17 protein-coding genes are annotated in these 15,705 nt (G+C 66.4%); 2 read left to right on the top strand and 15 right to left on the bottom strand.

The window, feature by feature from the left end; all coding sequences use genetic code 11:
• Positions 1–2: 2 nt before the first annotated feature.
• Both AB4Z16_RS13160 and AB4Z16_RS13155 read left to right on the top strand, forming a co-directional pair.
• A complete protein-coding gene (locus tag AB4Z16_RS13160; protein WP_441511795.1) occupies positions 3–995 on the top strand; it encodes an ABC transporter substrate-binding protein in 993 nt (330 codons plus the stop codon).
• On the top strand, positions 992–1,759 hold the full coding sequence (locus AB4Z16_RS13155) for an SDR family oxidoreductase (protein WP_441511794.1): 768 nt from the start codon (positions 992–994) through the stop codon (positions 1,757–1,759). Before AB4Z16_RS13160 ends, AB4Z16_RS13155 begins: the two co-directional genes overlap by 4 nt.
• 16 nt (positions 1,760–1,775) lie before the next feature.
• Here AB4Z16_RS13155 and AB4Z16_RS13150 read toward each other — a convergent pair whose 3' ends face one another.
• From AB4Z16_RS13150 to AB4Z16_RS13080, 15 genes are all read right to left on the bottom strand, one after another.
• A complete protein-coding gene (locus tag AB4Z16_RS13150; protein WP_441511793.1) occupies positions 1,776–2,729 on the bottom strand; it encodes a catechol 2,3-dioxygenase in 954 nt (317 codons plus the stop codon).
• Entirely contained in the window at positions 2,726–3,835 is a 1,110-nt protein-coding gene (locus AB4Z16_RS13145; RefSeq protein WP_441511792.1) for a 5-methyltetrahydropteroyltriglutamate--homocysteine S-methyltransferase, read from the bottom strand. Before AB4Z16_RS13145 ends, AB4Z16_RS13150 begins: the two co-directional genes overlap by 4 nt.
• A 25-nt stretch (positions 3,836–3,860) precedes the next feature.
• A complete protein-coding gene (locus tag AB4Z16_RS13140; RefSeq protein WP_441511791.1) occupies positions 3,861–4,568 on the bottom strand; it encodes an ABC transporter ATP-binding protein in 708 nt (235 codons plus the stop codon).
• A complete protein-coding gene (locus AB4Z16_RS13135; RefSeq protein WP_441511790.1) occupies positions 4,561–5,313 on the bottom strand; it encodes an ABC transporter ATP-binding protein in 753 nt (250 codons plus the stop codon). Before AB4Z16_RS13135 ends, AB4Z16_RS13140 begins: the two co-directional genes overlap by 8 nt.
• Positions 5,313–6,317, bottom strand: coding sequence for a branched-chain amino acid ABC transporter permease (locus AB4Z16_RS13130; RefSeq protein WP_441511789.1), 1,005 nt, complete (start codon positions 6,315–6,317; stop codon positions 5,313–5,315). The genes AB4Z16_RS13135 and AB4Z16_RS13130 overlap by 1 nt, the downstream gene beginning before the upstream one ends.
• Positions 6,314–7,171: a branched-chain amino acid ABC transporter permease gene (locus AB4Z16_RS13125; RefSeq protein ID WP_441511788.1), complete on the bottom strand. Its 858-nt coding sequence runs from the start codon at positions 7,169–7,171 to the stop codon at positions 6,314–6,316. Before AB4Z16_RS13125 ends, AB4Z16_RS13130 begins: the two co-directional genes overlap by 4 nt.
• A 34-nt stretch (positions 7,172–7,205) precedes the next feature.
• Complete coding sequence (locus AB4Z16_RS13120; protein WP_441511787.1) at positions 7,206–8,381, bottom strand: ABC transporter substrate-binding protein; 1,176 nt, start codon at positions 8,379–8,381, stop codon at positions 7,206–7,208.
• A gap of 49 nt (positions 8,382–8,430) precedes the next feature.
• A complete protein-coding gene (locus AB4Z16_RS13115; RefSeq protein ID WP_441511786.1) occupies positions 8,431–9,114 on the bottom strand; it encodes a 4-carboxy-4-hydroxy-2-oxoadipate aldolase/oxaloacetate decarboxylase in 684 nt (227 codons plus the stop codon).
• Positions 9,111–9,836: a PIG-L deacetylase family protein gene (locus AB4Z16_RS13110; RefSeq protein ID WP_441511785.1), complete on the bottom strand. Its 726-nt coding sequence runs from the start codon at positions 9,834–9,836 to the stop codon at positions 9,111–9,113. The genes AB4Z16_RS13115 and AB4Z16_RS13110 overlap by 4 nt, the downstream gene beginning before the upstream one ends.
• A gap of 22 nt (positions 9,837–9,858) precedes the next feature.
• On the bottom strand, positions 9,859–10,977 hold the full coding sequence (locus AB4Z16_RS13105) for a 4-oxalomesaconate tautomerase (RefSeq protein ID WP_441511784.1): 1,119 nt from the start codon (positions 10,975–10,977) through the stop codon (positions 9,859–9,861).
• A gap of 4 nt (positions 10,978–10,981) precedes the next feature.
• Positions 10,982–11,968 carry a Bug family tripartite tricarboxylate transporter substrate binding protein gene (locus tag AB4Z16_RS13100; RefSeq protein ID WP_441511783.1) on the bottom strand — a complete coding sequence of 329 codons (987 nt, stop codon included), beginning with the start codon at positions 11,966–11,968 and terminating at the stop codon, positions 10,982–10,984.
• Positions 11,968–12,792 carry an NAD(P)-dependent oxidoreductase gene (locus AB4Z16_RS13095; protein WP_441511782.1) on the bottom strand — a complete coding sequence of 275 codons (825 nt, stop codon included), beginning with the start codon at positions 12,790–12,792 and terminating at the stop codon, positions 11,968–11,970. The genes AB4Z16_RS13100 and AB4Z16_RS13095 overlap by 1 nt, the downstream gene beginning before the upstream one ends.
• 91 nt (positions 12,793–12,883) lie before the next feature.
• Positions 12,884–13,798: a LysR family transcriptional regulator gene (locus AB4Z16_RS13090; RefSeq protein WP_441511781.1), complete on the bottom strand. Its 915-nt coding sequence runs from the start codon at positions 13,796–13,798 to the stop codon at positions 12,884–12,886.
• Between the two features lie 92 nt (positions 13,799–13,890).
• Positions 13,891–15,084: a glycosyltransferase gene (locus AB4Z16_RS13085; RefSeq protein ID WP_441511780.1), complete on the bottom strand. Its 1,194-nt coding sequence runs from the start codon at positions 15,082–15,084 to the stop codon at positions 13,891–13,893.
• Complete coding sequence (locus AB4Z16_RS13080) at positions 15,033–15,647, bottom strand: MarR family winged helix-turn-helix transcriptional regulator (protein ID WP_441511779.1); 615 nt, start codon at positions 15,645–15,647, stop codon at positions 15,033–15,035. Before AB4Z16_RS13080 ends, AB4Z16_RS13085 begins: the two co-directional genes overlap by 52 nt.
• Between the last annotated feature and the right edge of the window lie 58 nt (positions 15,648–15,705).

The raw sequence follows: 15,705 nt of genomic DNA, 5'->3' as shown, positions 1-15,705 counted from the left end.
CCATGCCAATCCGCCGCACTTTCCTTGCTCTTGCCCTGTCGTGCCTCATCGCCGCCCCCGCCATGGCGCAGCAGCTGGACAAGGTTACCGTCGCCGGCTGGAGCCAGCCGATCAGCGAGATCACCAACCTGCTGGCCGAGCCGGACAAGGGCTTCTTCAAGGCCAGGGGAATCGCGCTCGACTATGTGCCCGGCAATGGCGGCGGCGCGGCGATCCAGAACATGCTGACGGGGCAGGCCGATATCGCCTTCACCGACCCCGCCTCGCTCTACATCGCGCTCGACAAGGGCGAGAAGCTCGTCGCAATCTACAACATCTATCCGCAGAACGTCTTCAACGTCGTCGCGCTGAAAACCAGTGGCATCCGCAGCGCCGCCGATCTCAAGGGCAAGCGCATCGGCGTCTACAGCCTCGCCAGCGGCACCTATCAGAACCTGCTCGTGCTGCTGCATCAGGTTGGTCTCGGCGAGAAGGACGTCACCATCCAGCCCACCGGCCTGCTCAATTTCGCGCCGCTGATGCAGGGCCAGGTCGATGCCACCGCCGCCACCGATACCGGCCTGCTCGTTGCCCGCGCCAAGGGGCTGGGCGAGGCGGATGTCATCGAAGTCCGCGACCAGCTCAACCTTCCCAGCGACATCTTCGTCGTGAAGGAAGCCTTCTACGAGCAGAACAAGCCGCTGCTGAAGCGCTTCCTCGCCGCCTATCGCGACTCCGCCGCCTGGATGATCGCGAAGCCCGAAGAGGCCGCGCGCCTCGCCGTCGCCCGCGCCATCAACGGCCGCGACGAAGCGGTCAATCTGGAGATCATCAAGCTGCGCAATCTGTCCAGCGTCTCGCCGATGACGGAGCGCGAGGGTCTCGGCCGCTTCGATCTCGATGCCCTGCAGAAGGGCGCCGATACCTTCCGCAGCCTCGGCCTGATCGCCCGCCCGCTCGACATGAAGGCGATCGTGAAGAGCGACCTGATCCCTCAGAAGGACGGCGCGCCGTGAAATTCCGCGACCGAGCCATCCTCGTCACCGGCGCGAGCCGCGGGATCGGCGCGGCAATCGCCCGGGCTTTCGCTGCCGAAGGCGGGATCGTCGTCGTCAACTACCGGACGAACGAGGCGGCGGCCGAAGCCGTCGCAGCCGAATGCCGCGCACTTGGCGGCGAGGCGCTCGCCATCGCAGCCGACGTCACCGCCCCGGAAGCGGTCTCCGCCATGGCCGCGCGCATTGCGGAGGAGGTCGGGCGGCTCGACGTCGTCGTCAACAACGCCTTCGCGCCCTATCGCTTCGACCCGGACAATCGCGCCCGCTTCTGGGAAATGCCCTGGGAGGCCTATGGCCAGCAGTTCGAGGGCGCAGTGAAGGCGGCCTACACGGTCAGCCGGGCGATGCTGCCGCTGCTCCAGCGCCGCAGCGGTGCCAGCATCGTCAATGTCGCGAGCGATCTGGTGACGCGGCCGAGCATTCCCTATCACGACTACACCACCGCCAAGGCGGCGCTCATCGGCTTCAGCCGCAACCTCGCGGCCGAGCTCGGCCCGCTCGGCATCCGGGTGAACTGCGTCGCTCCGGGGCTGGTCTACCCGACGCAGGCGAGCGAGACGACACCGGAGGAGGTGCGCGAGATGCTGATCGCCCAGACGCCTTTGCGCCGGATCGCGACGCCGGCCGATATCGCCGGCCCCGTGCTCTTCCTCGCCAGCGACTGGAGCGGCTTCGTCACCGGCCAGACGCTGCATGTCGACGGCGGGCTGGTGATGGCCTGAACGGAGACCGCCCGGGCTACGCCGCCGGCGGCGTGCCGTGCGTATGGAAGCTCTCGATCGTCTTGAGCCCCCAGGCCTGTCCCTTCTTCCGCTCGGTCTCGGTCCAGGTCACGGTCCGCCAGTCTGGATCGAGAATCAGCCGCGCCCCGGCATTGGCGATCTCGACGCGGTTGCCGGCGGGCTCGTAGACATAGAGGAAGAACGTCTGCTGCACCGCGTGCTTGTGCGGGCCGGTCTCGATGAAGACGCCATTCTCCAGAAAGAGATCGGCCGCTTCCAGGATGTGCTCGCGCTGGTCCACCGCATAGGTGACGTGATGGAAGCGCCCCTGCGCCTTGGTGTGGTCGCGCGTATAGGCGATGTCGTAGCTCTTGTTGTTGACGGTGAACCAGCAGCCGCCGACCTCGCCGGAATCCAGCACGATCTGCTCGGTGACACGGCTGCCCAGTGCCTTCGGTATGAAGTCGCGGATCACCGCGACATCCTGCGCCAGCAGGTTTAGGTGGTCGAGCCGGCGCACGGCGCAGCCGCGACCATGGTTGCGCTGCGCCTGGTTCTTCAGCGCCGGCCGCTCGTTTTCCGGCGCGACATATTTGTTGGTGTCGAAATAGATCTCGAAAATGTGGCCGTCAGGGTCTCGGAAGCGATAGGCCCGGCCATGGCCGAGATCGCCCTCGCTCCAGCCGATGCCGGCCCCCATCGCCTCGATCGCTGCAACGCGGCGCCGCAGCGCCGCCTCGCTCGAGGCGCGGTAGCCGATATGGCCGACGCCGGTCGTGTTCGACGCCGTGAGCTTCAGCGTGTGGAACTCGTAATCGTCCCAGGCGCGCAGATAAACCGAGTCGCCCTCACGCCCGCTCTCCGTCAGCCCGAAGATGTTGACGAAGAAGTCAAGGCTGGCTTCGGGCTTGTTGGTAAAGAGCTCGACATGGCCGAGATGGGCGATGTCGAAACAGGGTTCGCTGCTCATCCCCAGACTTCCTTGGCAACTTCGAGGATGCGCGAAAGCTTGGCCCATTGCTCGTCCTCGGCCAGCACATTGCCTTCTTCGGTCGAGGCGAAGCCGCATTGAGGCGACAGGCAGAGCTGCTCAAGCGGCGCGAACTTGGCGGCCTCTTCGATCCGGCGCTTGAGATTGTCCTTGCTCTCGATCTCCCCGAACTTCGAGGTGACGAGGCCGAGCACGACCTGCTTGTCGCCCTTGGGCAGGAAGCGCAGCGGCTCGAAACCGCCGGACCGGTCGTCGTCCCACTCCATGAAGTAGCCGTCGACGTCGATTTGGTTGAAGACGAGATCGGCCACCGGCTCATAGCCGCCCGAGGCGATGAAGGTCGATTTGAAGTTGCCGCGGCAGGTATGGGTGGTGATCTGCATGTCGGCTGGCTTCGCCTTCAGCGCCGCGTTGAGCACGTCGCGATAGATGAAGATCAGCTTGTCCGGGTCGTCGCCGCGATCGGCCAGCATCTTGCGCTGCTCCGGATCGCAGAAATAGGACAAGCTGGTGTCGTCGAGCTGGAGAGAGCGGCAGCCGGCATCGTAGAAGGCCTTGACCGCCTTGGCGTAGGCCTTGGCGAGGTCTTCGTAATAATCCTCCATCCTGAGATAGACGGACGGATCGACCGCCTTCCGCCCGCCGCGATAGTGCAGCATGGACGGACTCGGAATGGTCATCTTCGGCACGCGGCTGGTGACCGAGGCCAGGAACTTGAAATGAGCCAGATGCGGGTGATCCGCCGGGAAGTCGAGCTTGCCGGTGACGCGGATGCCGTGCCCCTTGGTCGCGACGCCCTTGAACTGGATGCCTGCGTCGGTCTCGTAGGTCGTGACGCCGGTCAGGCCGTCGAGGAAGTCGAAATGCCAGAAGGCGCGGCGATATTCGCCATCGGTCACCGCCTGCAGGCCGATCTCCTCCTGCTTCCTGACGAGTTTTCTGATCTCCTCGTCCTCAATCGCAGTCAGTTCGGCCTTATCCATCTCTCCGGCCGCGACCTTCGCGCGAGCTTCCTTGACCGGCGCGCTGCGCAGCAGGCTGCCGACCATGTCTCCCCGGAACGGCGGCTTTGTCCTCTGTGTCATGATTGTTCCTCCCGGTTCTTGATGGTCAGGCGGCGGCGAGGCCGAGGTGATGTTCGAGCCGTTCGGGCTCGGCGATGAGCGTGGTGCTACGCTCGGCGAGGACGACGCGGCCGCGCTCCAGCACGATGGCGTCGTCCGTCAGCTCGAGGATCTTGCGCGCATGCTGCTCGATCACGATGGCGGAAAGCCCTTCCTCGCGAAACAAAGTCTTCAGCGCCCGCAGCAGTTCCTCGACGATGATCGGCGCCAGCCCCTCGGTTGGCTCGTCGAGCAGCAGGAGCTTCGGGTTGAGCATCAGCGCCCGGCCGATCGCCAGCATCTGCTGCTCGCCGCCGGAGAGCTGGTTGCCGAGATTGGCCTTACGTTCGGCCAGCCGCGGGAACATGCGGAAGACGCGGGCGGTGTCCCATGGCCCCGGCCTCGCCACCGCGGTCAGGTTCTCCAGCACGGTCAGCGATTTAAAGATGTTGCGTTCCTGCGGCACCCAGCCGATGCCGGCATGGGCCCGCTGCTCGGGCGAGGCAGCGGTCAGGTCGCGCCCTGCAAGCACGATCCGCCCGCCGCGGCGGCGGGTGACGCCGATGATGCTGTTGACCAGCGTCGTCTTGCCGACGCCGTTGCGGCCGAGCAAAGCAAGCGAATGCCCTTCGGCCAGCGCAAGGTCGATATCGAACAGCACCTGCGCCTCGCCATAGCCGGCGCTGAGCTTCTCGATCTTCAAGAGCTCAGACATGGGCGTCCTCGCCGAGATAGGCCGCACGGACGGCCGGATCGCGTGCCATCTCCTCCGGCGTTCCCTCCGCCAGCACACGGCCATTGACCAGCACGGTGATGCGCGTCGCGAAGCGGAAAACGAGGTCCATGTCGTGCTCGATCAGCAGCACGGAAACGTCGTCTGGCAATTCGGCGACCGTCTGCATCAATTCACGCCGCTCGGCCTCCGGCACGCCGGCCGCCGGCTCGTCGAGCAGCAGCACCGAGGGCCGCGCGGCGAAGGCGGCGGCGATCTCGATCTGGCGCTGCTTGCCGTAGGGCAGCGTCGCGATCGTCCGATCCATGATGTCGTCGAGCCGGAAGCGGGTCAGGATTTCCGAGACCTGGCTGACGAGTTCCGTGTCACGGTCGAGCGCGCGAAACGGATGGCTGCCGCGCCCGAGCCTCTCGGAAGTGACGAGCGCGATCATCTCCAGCGGCGTCATCGTCGCGAAGAGCTGGTTGATCTGGAAGGTGCGGGCAAGCCCGCGTTTCACCCGCGCCTCGCGCGGCAGTTTCGTAATGTCCTCGCCCATCAATTCGATGCGGCCAGAGCTCGGCTTGAGCACGCCGGTGAGCTGGTTGACGAAGGTGGTCTTGCCGGCGCCGTTCGGGCCGATCAACGCATGGCGCGCGCCTTTCGCCAGCGTGAAATCGACATGGTCGGTAGCGGTGATGCCGCCGAAGCTCTTGCTCAGATCGACGGTCCGGAGGGCGACGTTCATCATGCCCCTCCCCGCCCGAACCGGGCGAAGCGGCCCGCGATAGTCTTGATCGCGCCATGGATGATCTCGCGCCCACCGAGCACGAAGAGCACGAGGAAGAGCCCGATCCAGAACATCCAGTATTGCGGCGTGAACGTCGCGATCGCGTCCTGCAGCAGCTTGAAGGCGATGGCGCCGATGAGCCCGCCATAGAGATAGCCGGCGCCGCCGATGATCAGCACGAGCATCAGATCGGCCGAACGGTGGAAGTCGAGCACGTCGAGCGAAACGAATTGCGTGGTCTGGGCGAGCAGCGCGCCGGCCGCCCCGGCATAGGCTGCGGCGAGCGTATAGGCGGCGGCGAGCCGGCGCGCATTCGGCACGCCCGAAGCCGAGGCCCGCAGCGGGTTGTCGCGGATCGCGCGTAGCGACAGGCCAAAGGGCGAATGCACCACCCGCCGCGCGATCAGGAACAGGACGAACAGCACCGAAAGCGAATAGAAATAGGCGGTGCGGCCGAAGAGATCGAAGTCGAACAAGCCGAGCACCGGCGCCATCATGATGCCCTGCAAACCATCGGCACCCCCGGTCAGCGAGCCGAAGGAATTCGCCAGCTCGTAGAGGATCAGCGCCACGCCGAGCGTGATCATCAGCCGCGTCAGATCGGTGCCGCGCAGCACGAGCGGGCTGGTGACGAGGCCGAGCAGCCCCGCCGTACCCATGCCGACGAGGAGGCCGGCGAACGGATCCCCCCCGACATGCTTGGCGAAGAGCCCCGCCGCATAAGCGCCCATGCCGAGGAAGGCGGCATGCCCCAGCGAGACGATGCCGGCATAGCCGAGGATCAGATCGAGGGAGAGAGCGAACAGGGCGAGGATCGCGATCTCGTTGAGCAGCAGGAGGTTGCGCGGAAACAGCAGGAAGGCGGCAAAGGCGAGAAGCCAGAAGGCGATCTCGGCCGGATGCCAGCGTCGACCTGCATAGAGCGTTTGCCTCACACGGCTGTCGAAGGTTTCCGCCCTCATGCCCGCGCCCTCGCGAACAGCCCATGCGGCCTGGTGATCAGCAGCACGACCATCAGCGCGTAGATGATGAAGGCACCGATCTCAGGCACGAGATATTTGCCGACGACATCGGCGACGCCGAGGAGCATCGCCGCGAAGAACGGGCCGGTGATGCTGGAGGTGCCGCCGACGGTCACGACGATCAGGAAGTAGATCATGAACTTCAATGGAAAGGTCGGATCGAGGCCCATGAGTTCGATCCCGAGCGCCCCACCCAGCCCAGCCAGGCCGCAGCCGAGTGCGAAGGTCAGTGCGAAAAGCCGGTTGACCGGGATGCCGAGCCCGCGCGCAACGCGCGCATCGTCCACCGCCGCCCGGAGCCGGCTGCCGAAGCGGGTGCGGGTGAAGCCCCATTGCAGCGAGAAGGCCAGCAAACCGCAGATGACGATGACGAAGAGCCGGTAGCGACCGATGCCGATGCCGGCGATCTCGAAGCGCCCCTGCAGCCAGGGCGGCAAATGGATGAACTGCTGGCTCGAGCCCATCAGCCAGTCCGTGCCGGCCACCGCCATGAAGACCAGCCCGATCGAGAACATCACCTGATCGAGATGGCTCTTGGCATACATCGGCCGGTAGATCAGCCGCTCCAGCACGATCCCGACCAATGCCGCCGCAAGGAAAGCCAGCGGCAGGCTGGCCAGGAAAGGCACGCCGAGCCGCTGCATCGCCTGCACGGCGACATAGCCGCCGAGCATCGCGAAGGCGCCGTGGGCGAGGTTGACGAAGTTCATCAACCCCATCGTCACGGAGAGTCCGCAGCCGAGGACGAACAGCACCATCCCATAGGCGACGCCGTCGAACAGGATGGTCAACATGCGCGTCGATCCGCTGCGGTCGGATGTCTGCCCGTCACTTGCGGGCCTTCACCGGGTCCTTGACGTCCTTGATCGTCGCGAACTCGACATTGTGGAGCTCCGAGCCGACCTTCTGCGTCTTCCGGACATAGATGTTCTGGATGATGTCGCGGGTATCGGGGTCGATCTTGACCGGCCCGCGCACGCTCTCCCAGGCAGCGCCCTTCATCGCCGCGATCAGCTTGTCGCCGCTGGCATCGCCCTTGGTCGCTTCCAACGCCCCGGCGATCAGCTTCATGCCGTCATAGCCGCCGACCGCCATGAAGTTCGGCCGCATGCCGGGATTGGCCTTCTGGAAGGCCTCGACGAAGGCCTTGTTCGCCGGGCTGTCATGCGCAGCGGAATAGTGATGCGTGGTGATCGCGCCAACAGCGACATCGCCGATGCCTTCGAGGATGTCGTCGTCGACCACGTCGCCGGGGCCGATCAGCTTGACGCCCGCCTTGTCGAGACCGCGCTCGACGAATTGCTTCATGAACTGCGCTCCGATGCCCGAGGGCACGAAGACGAAGAGCGCATCGGGCTTGGCTTCCGAGACCCGTTGCAGGAAGGGCGCGAAATCCGGGTTGCGCAGCGGCACGCGTACGCTCTCCACCGTGCCGCCCGCCGCCTTGAACTTGGCCGCAAAGGAGGTCTCGGCATCGATACCCGGCCCGTAATCGGTGACGACGGTAAAGACCTTCTTGATGCCGTTTGCGGCGGCCCAGTCGGCCATCGGCTCTGAGGCCTGCGGCAGGGTGAAGGAGGTCCGCACGATATAGGGCGAGGCCTCGGTGATCGACGCCGTTGCCGCCGCCATGACCACCTCCGGAACCTTGGCCTGCGTCGCGACCTGTGCGGTCGCCATGGCGAGCGGCGTCAGGCCGAAACCGGCAAGCACCGAAACCTTGTCGTTGACGACCAGTTCTTGCGCGAGGCGGCGCGTCGCATCGGCATTGCCGGCATCGTCCTTGAGGATCACCTCGAGCTTGCGCCCGCCATGAACCGCGCCTTCCTTCACGAGGAAGAGCTTCACCGCCGCGTCGATCTGCTTGCCGGTCGAGGCGAAGGGCCCCGTCATCGGCAGGATCAGGCCGATCTTCACCGCCTCCTGCGCCAGCGCGAACCCGCTCGTCGAGGTGGCGAGCGCCAGCCCGAGCATGCCACCCAGAATCGTCCTGCGATGCGTCATTGCCGTTCCCTTCCCCTGATCTGGCTTTCTGCGAAGCCCGTTCGTCGTCTCAATCGTCGTCGCGATAGACCAGGCCTGCTTTGGCGAGGCCTTCGCGCATAGCGTACATGTCCAGCCCGAGTTCGCCAGAGGCCAGCCTCCGACGCTTCTCCTCCTCGGCGGCCTCGCGCTTGCGGCCGGCCGCCGCCACCGCCTCCGCCTCCAGCCGCGGCACCACAACGACACCGTCGTCGTCGGCGACGATCACGTCGCCGGGCTGGACGAGCGCCCCGGCACAGACGACGGGCACATTGACCGAGCCCAGCGTCGCCTTGACCGTGCCCTTGGCCGAGATCGCACGCGACCACACCGGAAAGCCCATCTCGGTCAAAACCCGCACATCGCGCACGCCGGCATCAATGACGAGGCCGGCGCCGCCGCGCGCCCTGAGCGAGGTCGCGAGCAGGTCGCCGAACATGCCGTCGGTGTTGTCGGTGGTGCAGGCGACGACGAGCACATCGCCCGGCTGCACCTGCTCGATCGCGACATGGATCATCCAGTTGTCGCCGGGCTGGGCGAGCACGGTGACGGCCCCGCCGGCGATCTGCGCGCCCGGATAGATCGGCCGCATATAGGGCTTCATCAGCCCGCTCCGGCCCATGGCCTCATGCGCGGTCGAGACGCCCAGCTCCTTGAGGTCGGCCGTCGCCGCAGCCGGCGCGCGCTTTTTGGTGCGAATAACGACAGGGGTCATGCCAGCGCCTCCAGCGCTTCCGGGAAGAGCCGCTGATAGGCCTCGCCATAGGTCATCGCCTTGCCGGAGTTGCGGCCACCCTGCATGCCGCGATTGAGCGCGACGCGGGTGTAGTACTCCCAGAGATGCTTCTGCGCGGCGAGGATCTCGAAAGCCCGGCGCTTCTGCTCCCAGACCTCGTCGATGTTGAGGATGACGTTCGGCTTGAAATTGCACTGCTCGGGCTGGTGCGGCTCGAACAGGAAGACCGGCGGCGCTGCATAGGCGCGCTCCGGGTCGGGCTTGTGCCCGGCGGCCTGCGCGATAATGCGCGCCTCCTGGGCAAAGCGCGTCGCCTCGGGGTGGTCGACATTGTAGGGGTCTTCGAGCGCATGGGTCAGCACGAAGTTGGGCCCAAGCTCGTGGAAGATGTCGATGGCGCGGTCGAGCATTTCGGGCGTGGTGCGCAGGGGATAATCCCCCGCATCCATGAACTCGATCTCGGCGCCGAGCAGTTCGGCCGCGGCCTCCGCTTCCTCGCGGCGCTGGGTCTTGACATCATCCATGCGGACGCCCGCCTTCTTCCAGGCGAATTGGCTCTCGCCGCGCTCGCCATAGGACAGGCAGAGGATCTTCACGCGCATGCCGCGCTTCGCATGCAGCGCGATGGCGCCACCCGCCCGCCAGACGAAATCGCCGGGATGCGCGGTGATCACCAGACCTGTCTTCTGCAGGTTAGCCATCGGAATTCAGCCCTCTCTCACCTCATTCGGCAGCGTGACGGGCACCGCCCGCATGTGCCGCCAGGACGCGCGCCGGTACGAAGGCGCGGCCTTCCATTAGGATGCGTGCGGTCCGCAGCAGCCCGGCCCTCTCGATCACCGGCCGCTCGGCCGTCCCTCCCACGGTCAGCGTCACGGTGAACTCTCCTGTTGGATGCTCGACCGAAACCGTACGCTGGCGACCCACGGGCATTGCCGCGACGGAGGCCGCGGGCGAACCGGGCAGCACGGCGGCGGTCGCCACCGTCACTGCGGCGAAGACGCCGATCGAGCCATGGCATTCATGCGGAATGAAGCTGCGGGTGCAGATTGCCCCGCCGGCTTGCGGCGGCGCGACCAACGCAATCTTGGGCACGACCTTCTTCGCCACGTCGCCGAGATTGATCAGCGGCCCCGCAGCGAGGCGGATACGCTCGATCCGCGCCTTCAACTCGGTATCCTCATTCAGTTGCTCGCGCGGTTCGTAACCGGTGCGGCCGACATCGGCGGCGCGCATCACGATCACCGGCATGCCATTGTCGATCAGCGTGCAAGGCACGCCCTCGATCACATCGACGACGTTGCCGGTTGGCAGCAGCGCCCCGCAGACCGAACCTTCCGCATCGAGGAAACCGATATCGATCGGCGCCGACGTGCCCGGCACGCCGTCGATACGCGCGCTGCCCTCGGCGCTGGCCTCGCCGCCGGGCGTATCCATCGTCAGGTCGGCGATGGTACCGGTATTGATGGTCCGGACACGGACGGTCGTCCGCGCGCCGCTCGCCTTGATGAGCCCGCGCGCCAGTGCGTACGGCCCGATGCCGGCGAGAATGTTGCCGCAGTTCGGCGTCGTATCGACCTGCGCCGTCTCGATGCCGACCTGCGCGAACAGGAAATCGATGTCGCAGCCCGGCGCGCTCGATGCTGAGACGATCGCGACCTTGCTGGTCAGCGGATGCGCGCCGCCGAGGCCGTCCACCTGCCGCTTGTCGGGCGAACCCATGACGGCAAGCAGGAAGGCATCGCGCGCCGCGATATCCTCCGGCAAATCGTCGTGCAGGAAATAGGCCCCCTTCGAGGTGCCGCCGCGGATCAGCATGCAGGGAACGGCGATCTGCCCCATCGCCTCACTCTCCCGCCTTGATGCCGGCGCGCGTGACGACGTCGCGCCAGAGCGCCAATTCCGACGCGATCAGCTCGCCGAACCGGTCCGGCGATTCCGGCCGCGCGATGGCACCGTCCCGGGCGAGCGCCGCCGCGAAATCCGGCTGGGTCAGCAGGGCGTTGATCTCGCGGTTGAGCCTGTCGACGATCGGGCGCGGCGTCCGGGCCGGCGCCACCAACCCGTACCATTGCACCGCCTCGAAATCGGGCAGCCCGGCTTCCGCAAGCGTGGGCAGGTCCGGCGCGAAGCCGACGCGCTCGCGGCTGGCGACGCCGAGCACCCGGAGCTGCCCGCCTTCCGACAGCGGCAGGACGGCCGGGCCGCCGGTCAGCGTGAACTGGACATTGCCGGCGACGAGATCGTTCACCGAAGGCGAGGTGCCGCGATAGGGCACATGCACGGCGTCGATGCCGGCACGATAAGTGAGATAGGCCGTCGCGATGTGCGCGGCGCTGCCCTGGCCGCCGGAGCTGTAGTTCAGCTTGCCGGGGTTCGCCTTGGCGTAGGCGATGAATTCGCCGAGCGTCTTGGCCGGCAGCTTCGGGTTGATCGCGAGGATGTTCGGCACCATCGCCACGAGCGCGACCGGCTGGAAATCCTTGACCGGATCGTAGGGCACATTGGGGTAGAGCGAGGGCGCGAAGGCCAGCGTGCCGATATGGCCCATCATCAGCGTGTGGCCGTCGGGCTCGGACTTCGCGACCTGCCCCGCCGCCGTCATGCCGCCGGCGCCCGGCCGGTTCTCGATCACGAAGCCTTTGCCCGGGATCGTCTGTTCAAGCTTGGCGGCGATCAGCCGGGCCAGCACGTCGGTGCTGCCGCCCGGCGTGAACGGCACGACGAGGCGGATGACCTGGGTCGGCCAGCCCTGCTGGGCCCGCACCGGACGGAGCCCTGCGAGACCGGCCGTTCCGAGACCGGCCAGAACGGAGCGACGATCGAGCGTCATCAGGCGCCTCCCTTCCGGCGCGCACCGCGCTCCTGGGCGTCGGCGATGGCACTGGCGAGGCCCGGTGCGAGCCCGGCCGCGGCAAGCATCTCGGCCGCCTCGCGCATCTCCGCTGCCCGGCGGATGCCATGGGTCGCGACGCGCTCGCGCATGTCGACGGCGAGCGCATGGAAATCGATCGAGGGAAAGGTCGCGTGCAGGCTGGCGAAAACCGGGCCCTTGACGTCCCAGGCCTCGCAGGCAGCAGCGCAATCCACCATCAGCGCCTCCAACCCCTTGATGACGATGCTGCGGCACAGCTTCATCGCCGACGCCCGGCCGAACATCTCGGAGACCGGCGTCAGGTTCATGCCGAACTCGTTGAGCGTCCCGGCTGCTGCCTGCGCCTTCGGGCCGCCGGCGAGGATGGCGACCTTGAGCCCCGGCTTCAGCACCGGTGCCATCACCGCAGCCTCGACATAATCAGCGCCGCTGGCCTCGACCGCCTTTGCCGCCCGCTGCTTTGTCGAGGGTGCGGCCGAGTTCACGTCGACGAAGATCTGGCCGGGTTTCAGCCAACGCGCCGCCTCGGCGGCGACTGCCTCGGCGCGATCGGCCGTCACGGCAGAGAAGATGAAACTCGCCTCAGCGCAGGCCTCGCCGGGCGAGGTGCCGCAGCTCACCCCGATCTGCCGCGCCGCATCCTCCAGCCGCTGGCCGGCATCGCTGCCGAACAGCAGATCATAGGCCCGGATTCCGGTCGCGCCATTGGCAACGAGGCCTCGCGAAAAGACCTGCCCGACCTCGCCGAACCCGATGAACGCGATCGCGGCTGTTCCAGCCATCGTCGCCACTCCTTGTGCGTTTCTTCCCGCAGCAAGGGTGGAGCAGGCTCATTGCTTCATCAAATGATAAGAATGCAGCGATTGATTAATTTCATTCATCTCGGCGCGCCGAGACCGAGCGCTTCAAGGCTTGGCTCAGCAGCGAAAGGAGATCGCGCGCCACCGGGCGCAGCGGCACGGTCTTGCGGGTGACGATGCCGAGCGTGCGCGTCACCGCCGGGGAGCGCAGCGGCACCGCGACCAGATCGCCCGCATCGACGACATCGAGCGCGAGCTGCGGCACCACCGCATAGCCGATGCAGGAACGCACGAGGCTGACCGCGGTGACGACGCGCTGGACCTCGTAGCGCCAGGTCAGCGTTTCCCGCCGGGCGCCCAGCGCATCGTCGAGGAGGATGCGGTTGCCCGTCTCGGCACTGATGCGGATCAGGGGCTCTCCCTGCAGCTGCGCCCAGGTCAGCGACGACGCCTGGGCGAGCGGCATGCTGCGATGGCTGACCAGCACGAAGGGCTCCTTCACCACCGGCTTGAGCTCCAGATCCCAGCGATTCGCGGCCACGATGGTGACGCCGAACTCCGCCTCGCCGGACTGCACCTTGTCTGCGATCTCCGAAGCCGAATTATCGTGAACCCTGACCCCGATGCCGGGATGGCGCTTGGCGAAGGCGGCGATCACCGAGGGCATGCAATGGACCGCGACCGTGGGCAGGCAGCCGAGCGAGACCTGCTCATCGCCCTCCCGGACATCGACTCGGACCTCGTCGAGCGCCGAGCCGAGATCCTCGAAGATGCGCCGCGCGCGGGGCAGCAGCGCCGTGCCGGCCGCCGTCAGCGAGACCTGACGCGTGGTGCGCAGGAACAGCGGCGTGCCCAGCGATTCCTCGAGCTTGCGGATGCGGTGGCTGAGCGCCGTCTGCGACAGGTTGAGATGCGAGGCGGCGGCGCGGAAGCTGCCGCGCTCCGCGATGCTGATGAACGCCTGAAGCCCTAGAACATCCGCGCGCATGGGATTGCCTGATCCTCGCGATGGCAGCCGCCGACGGAAGGCGATCCGTCACCGGTATCAGCAACCGCGCTGCTGACAAATATCCCGTAGCCCTATTCGCCGAACTGGCGGATCCAGCCGATCTGCCGGTCGATGCAGCGCTCCCGCTCATAGCTGGCAATCACCGTCTCGCGGGCGGCTCGTTTCAGAGAGCGGGCGAGTACCGGCTGCGCCAGTGCCTCGGCGATGCGCTCGGCCAGGAGCTCCTCGTCATGGAACGGCGTGAGCAGGCCGTTGCCTCCGTCGCGGATGACCTCCCTCACCGGCTCCGTATCCGAGCCGATGACGAGGCAGCCACAGGCCATCGCCTCGAGAAGCGACCAGGACAGAACGAAGGGAACGGTGAGATAGACATGCGCGGCCGAGACCTGGAACAGCCGAATCAGATTCTCGTAAGGCAGCCAGGGAATGTGGACGATGCGCTCGCCAAGCCCGGTCTCGCCGCACATCGCCTCACGCCAGCTGTTGTCATCGGAACGCGGGCGTCCATAGCCGGCTCCATCACCGCCGACCACGACGAAGACGAGGTCCGGATGGCGGGCGGCGAGAATAGCCGCAGCGCGCATGAACTGGGGGTAGCCGCGATAGGGATCGAGATCGCGGGCGACGAAGGTGACCACCGGCGAGCCCGGTCTCAGCACGCGGCCATCGGGCAGCACGAAGGACGCATCCGCATCGGGCCGGCAGACGGTCGTGTCGATGCCGTCATGACAGACGGCGATTCGCTTGCGGTAGGCCATCGGATATTGCTGGCGCTGCCACTGCGTCGGCGCATAGGCGGCGTCGAGCGTGTCGAGAGCCAGAAGCTGCGCGGCGTTGCGCATGCGGACGCGATAGCGGTCGGCCGCGGGAACCGGATCGCTCATGCCGAAATCCAGGTCGGACCCCGCGCTGCGATAATAATACTCGCAGTAGCCGATCAACGCGGCATCGGGCAGCGCGTCGCGGGCGAACAGCAGCCCGCCCCACCCGATATGTCCGAGGACGATATCGGGTGGGTCGGTGCTCTTCAGCCGCTCCATGAGCTGGGCCACCGCCTCGCCCGTCCGCAGGTGATATTCGGTGGCGGCGAGCGCGGGGTGCCGCGTCGACGTCTCCTCCACCGAATACACCAGCTGACTGACGCCGGGTTGCTCCTGCTCAGGGCGCTCCGTGATCAGCGACACCTCGACGCCCTCGGCGACGAGGCTCGCGATCAGAGCAGCGAACTGACCAGATCCTGCGCGATGAACGAATAGGACATGCATGATGCGAGTAGCACCCCGCCGTAGCGGAGCGCGTCATTCCACCATTGTTCGAGATGGCGCAGGGTTTCGTGGGTGGTGCGCAGGTCGGTGTCGCGGTTGCTTTCGAGCCGCTGGCCGAACTGGCTGGCTTCGTCGAGAAGCCGCAGACGCTCGCACAGCATCTGCCCCTTCAACGAGAGCGAGATCCGTGCCTGCCGGCGATCGCGCGGCGAGGCCCCGCGGTCGAGATAGCCACTCTCCACCAGTTGCTTGAGATTGTAGGACGCGTTGGACCCTCCGTAATGTCCACGGTCCAGGAGATCGCGAACCGCCATCTCGCCGTGCCCGATCGTCATCAGCACCATCACCTGCGATGGCGAGATGTCGTCGATGCCCAGCTTGTTCAGCTCCTGGCGCAGGTAGTCCAGAAAGCGCCGGCTGACTCGTTCGATAACGCGAGCCAGATCGAACGGAGAAATTCCGCGATCGGGTTCGTCTTCGAGATCATCGGACCCATCCGCCCGATGATCGCCATTCAAGGATCTGCCCAGGAATTGCCCGCCGCTATGCAATTTATAGTGCATCCCTTACTCCGCCTGATCGAAAAATGAACAATCCACCCCGTTTGTCCCCTTTCTCTAC

This window comes from Allobosea sp. TAF32, from assembly GCF_052113585.1.
Lineage (GTDB): Bacteria > Pseudomonadota > Alphaproteobacteria > Rhizobiales > Beijerinckiaceae > Allobosea.
This window is presented reverse-complemented; position numbering and strand designations above follow the sequence as displayed.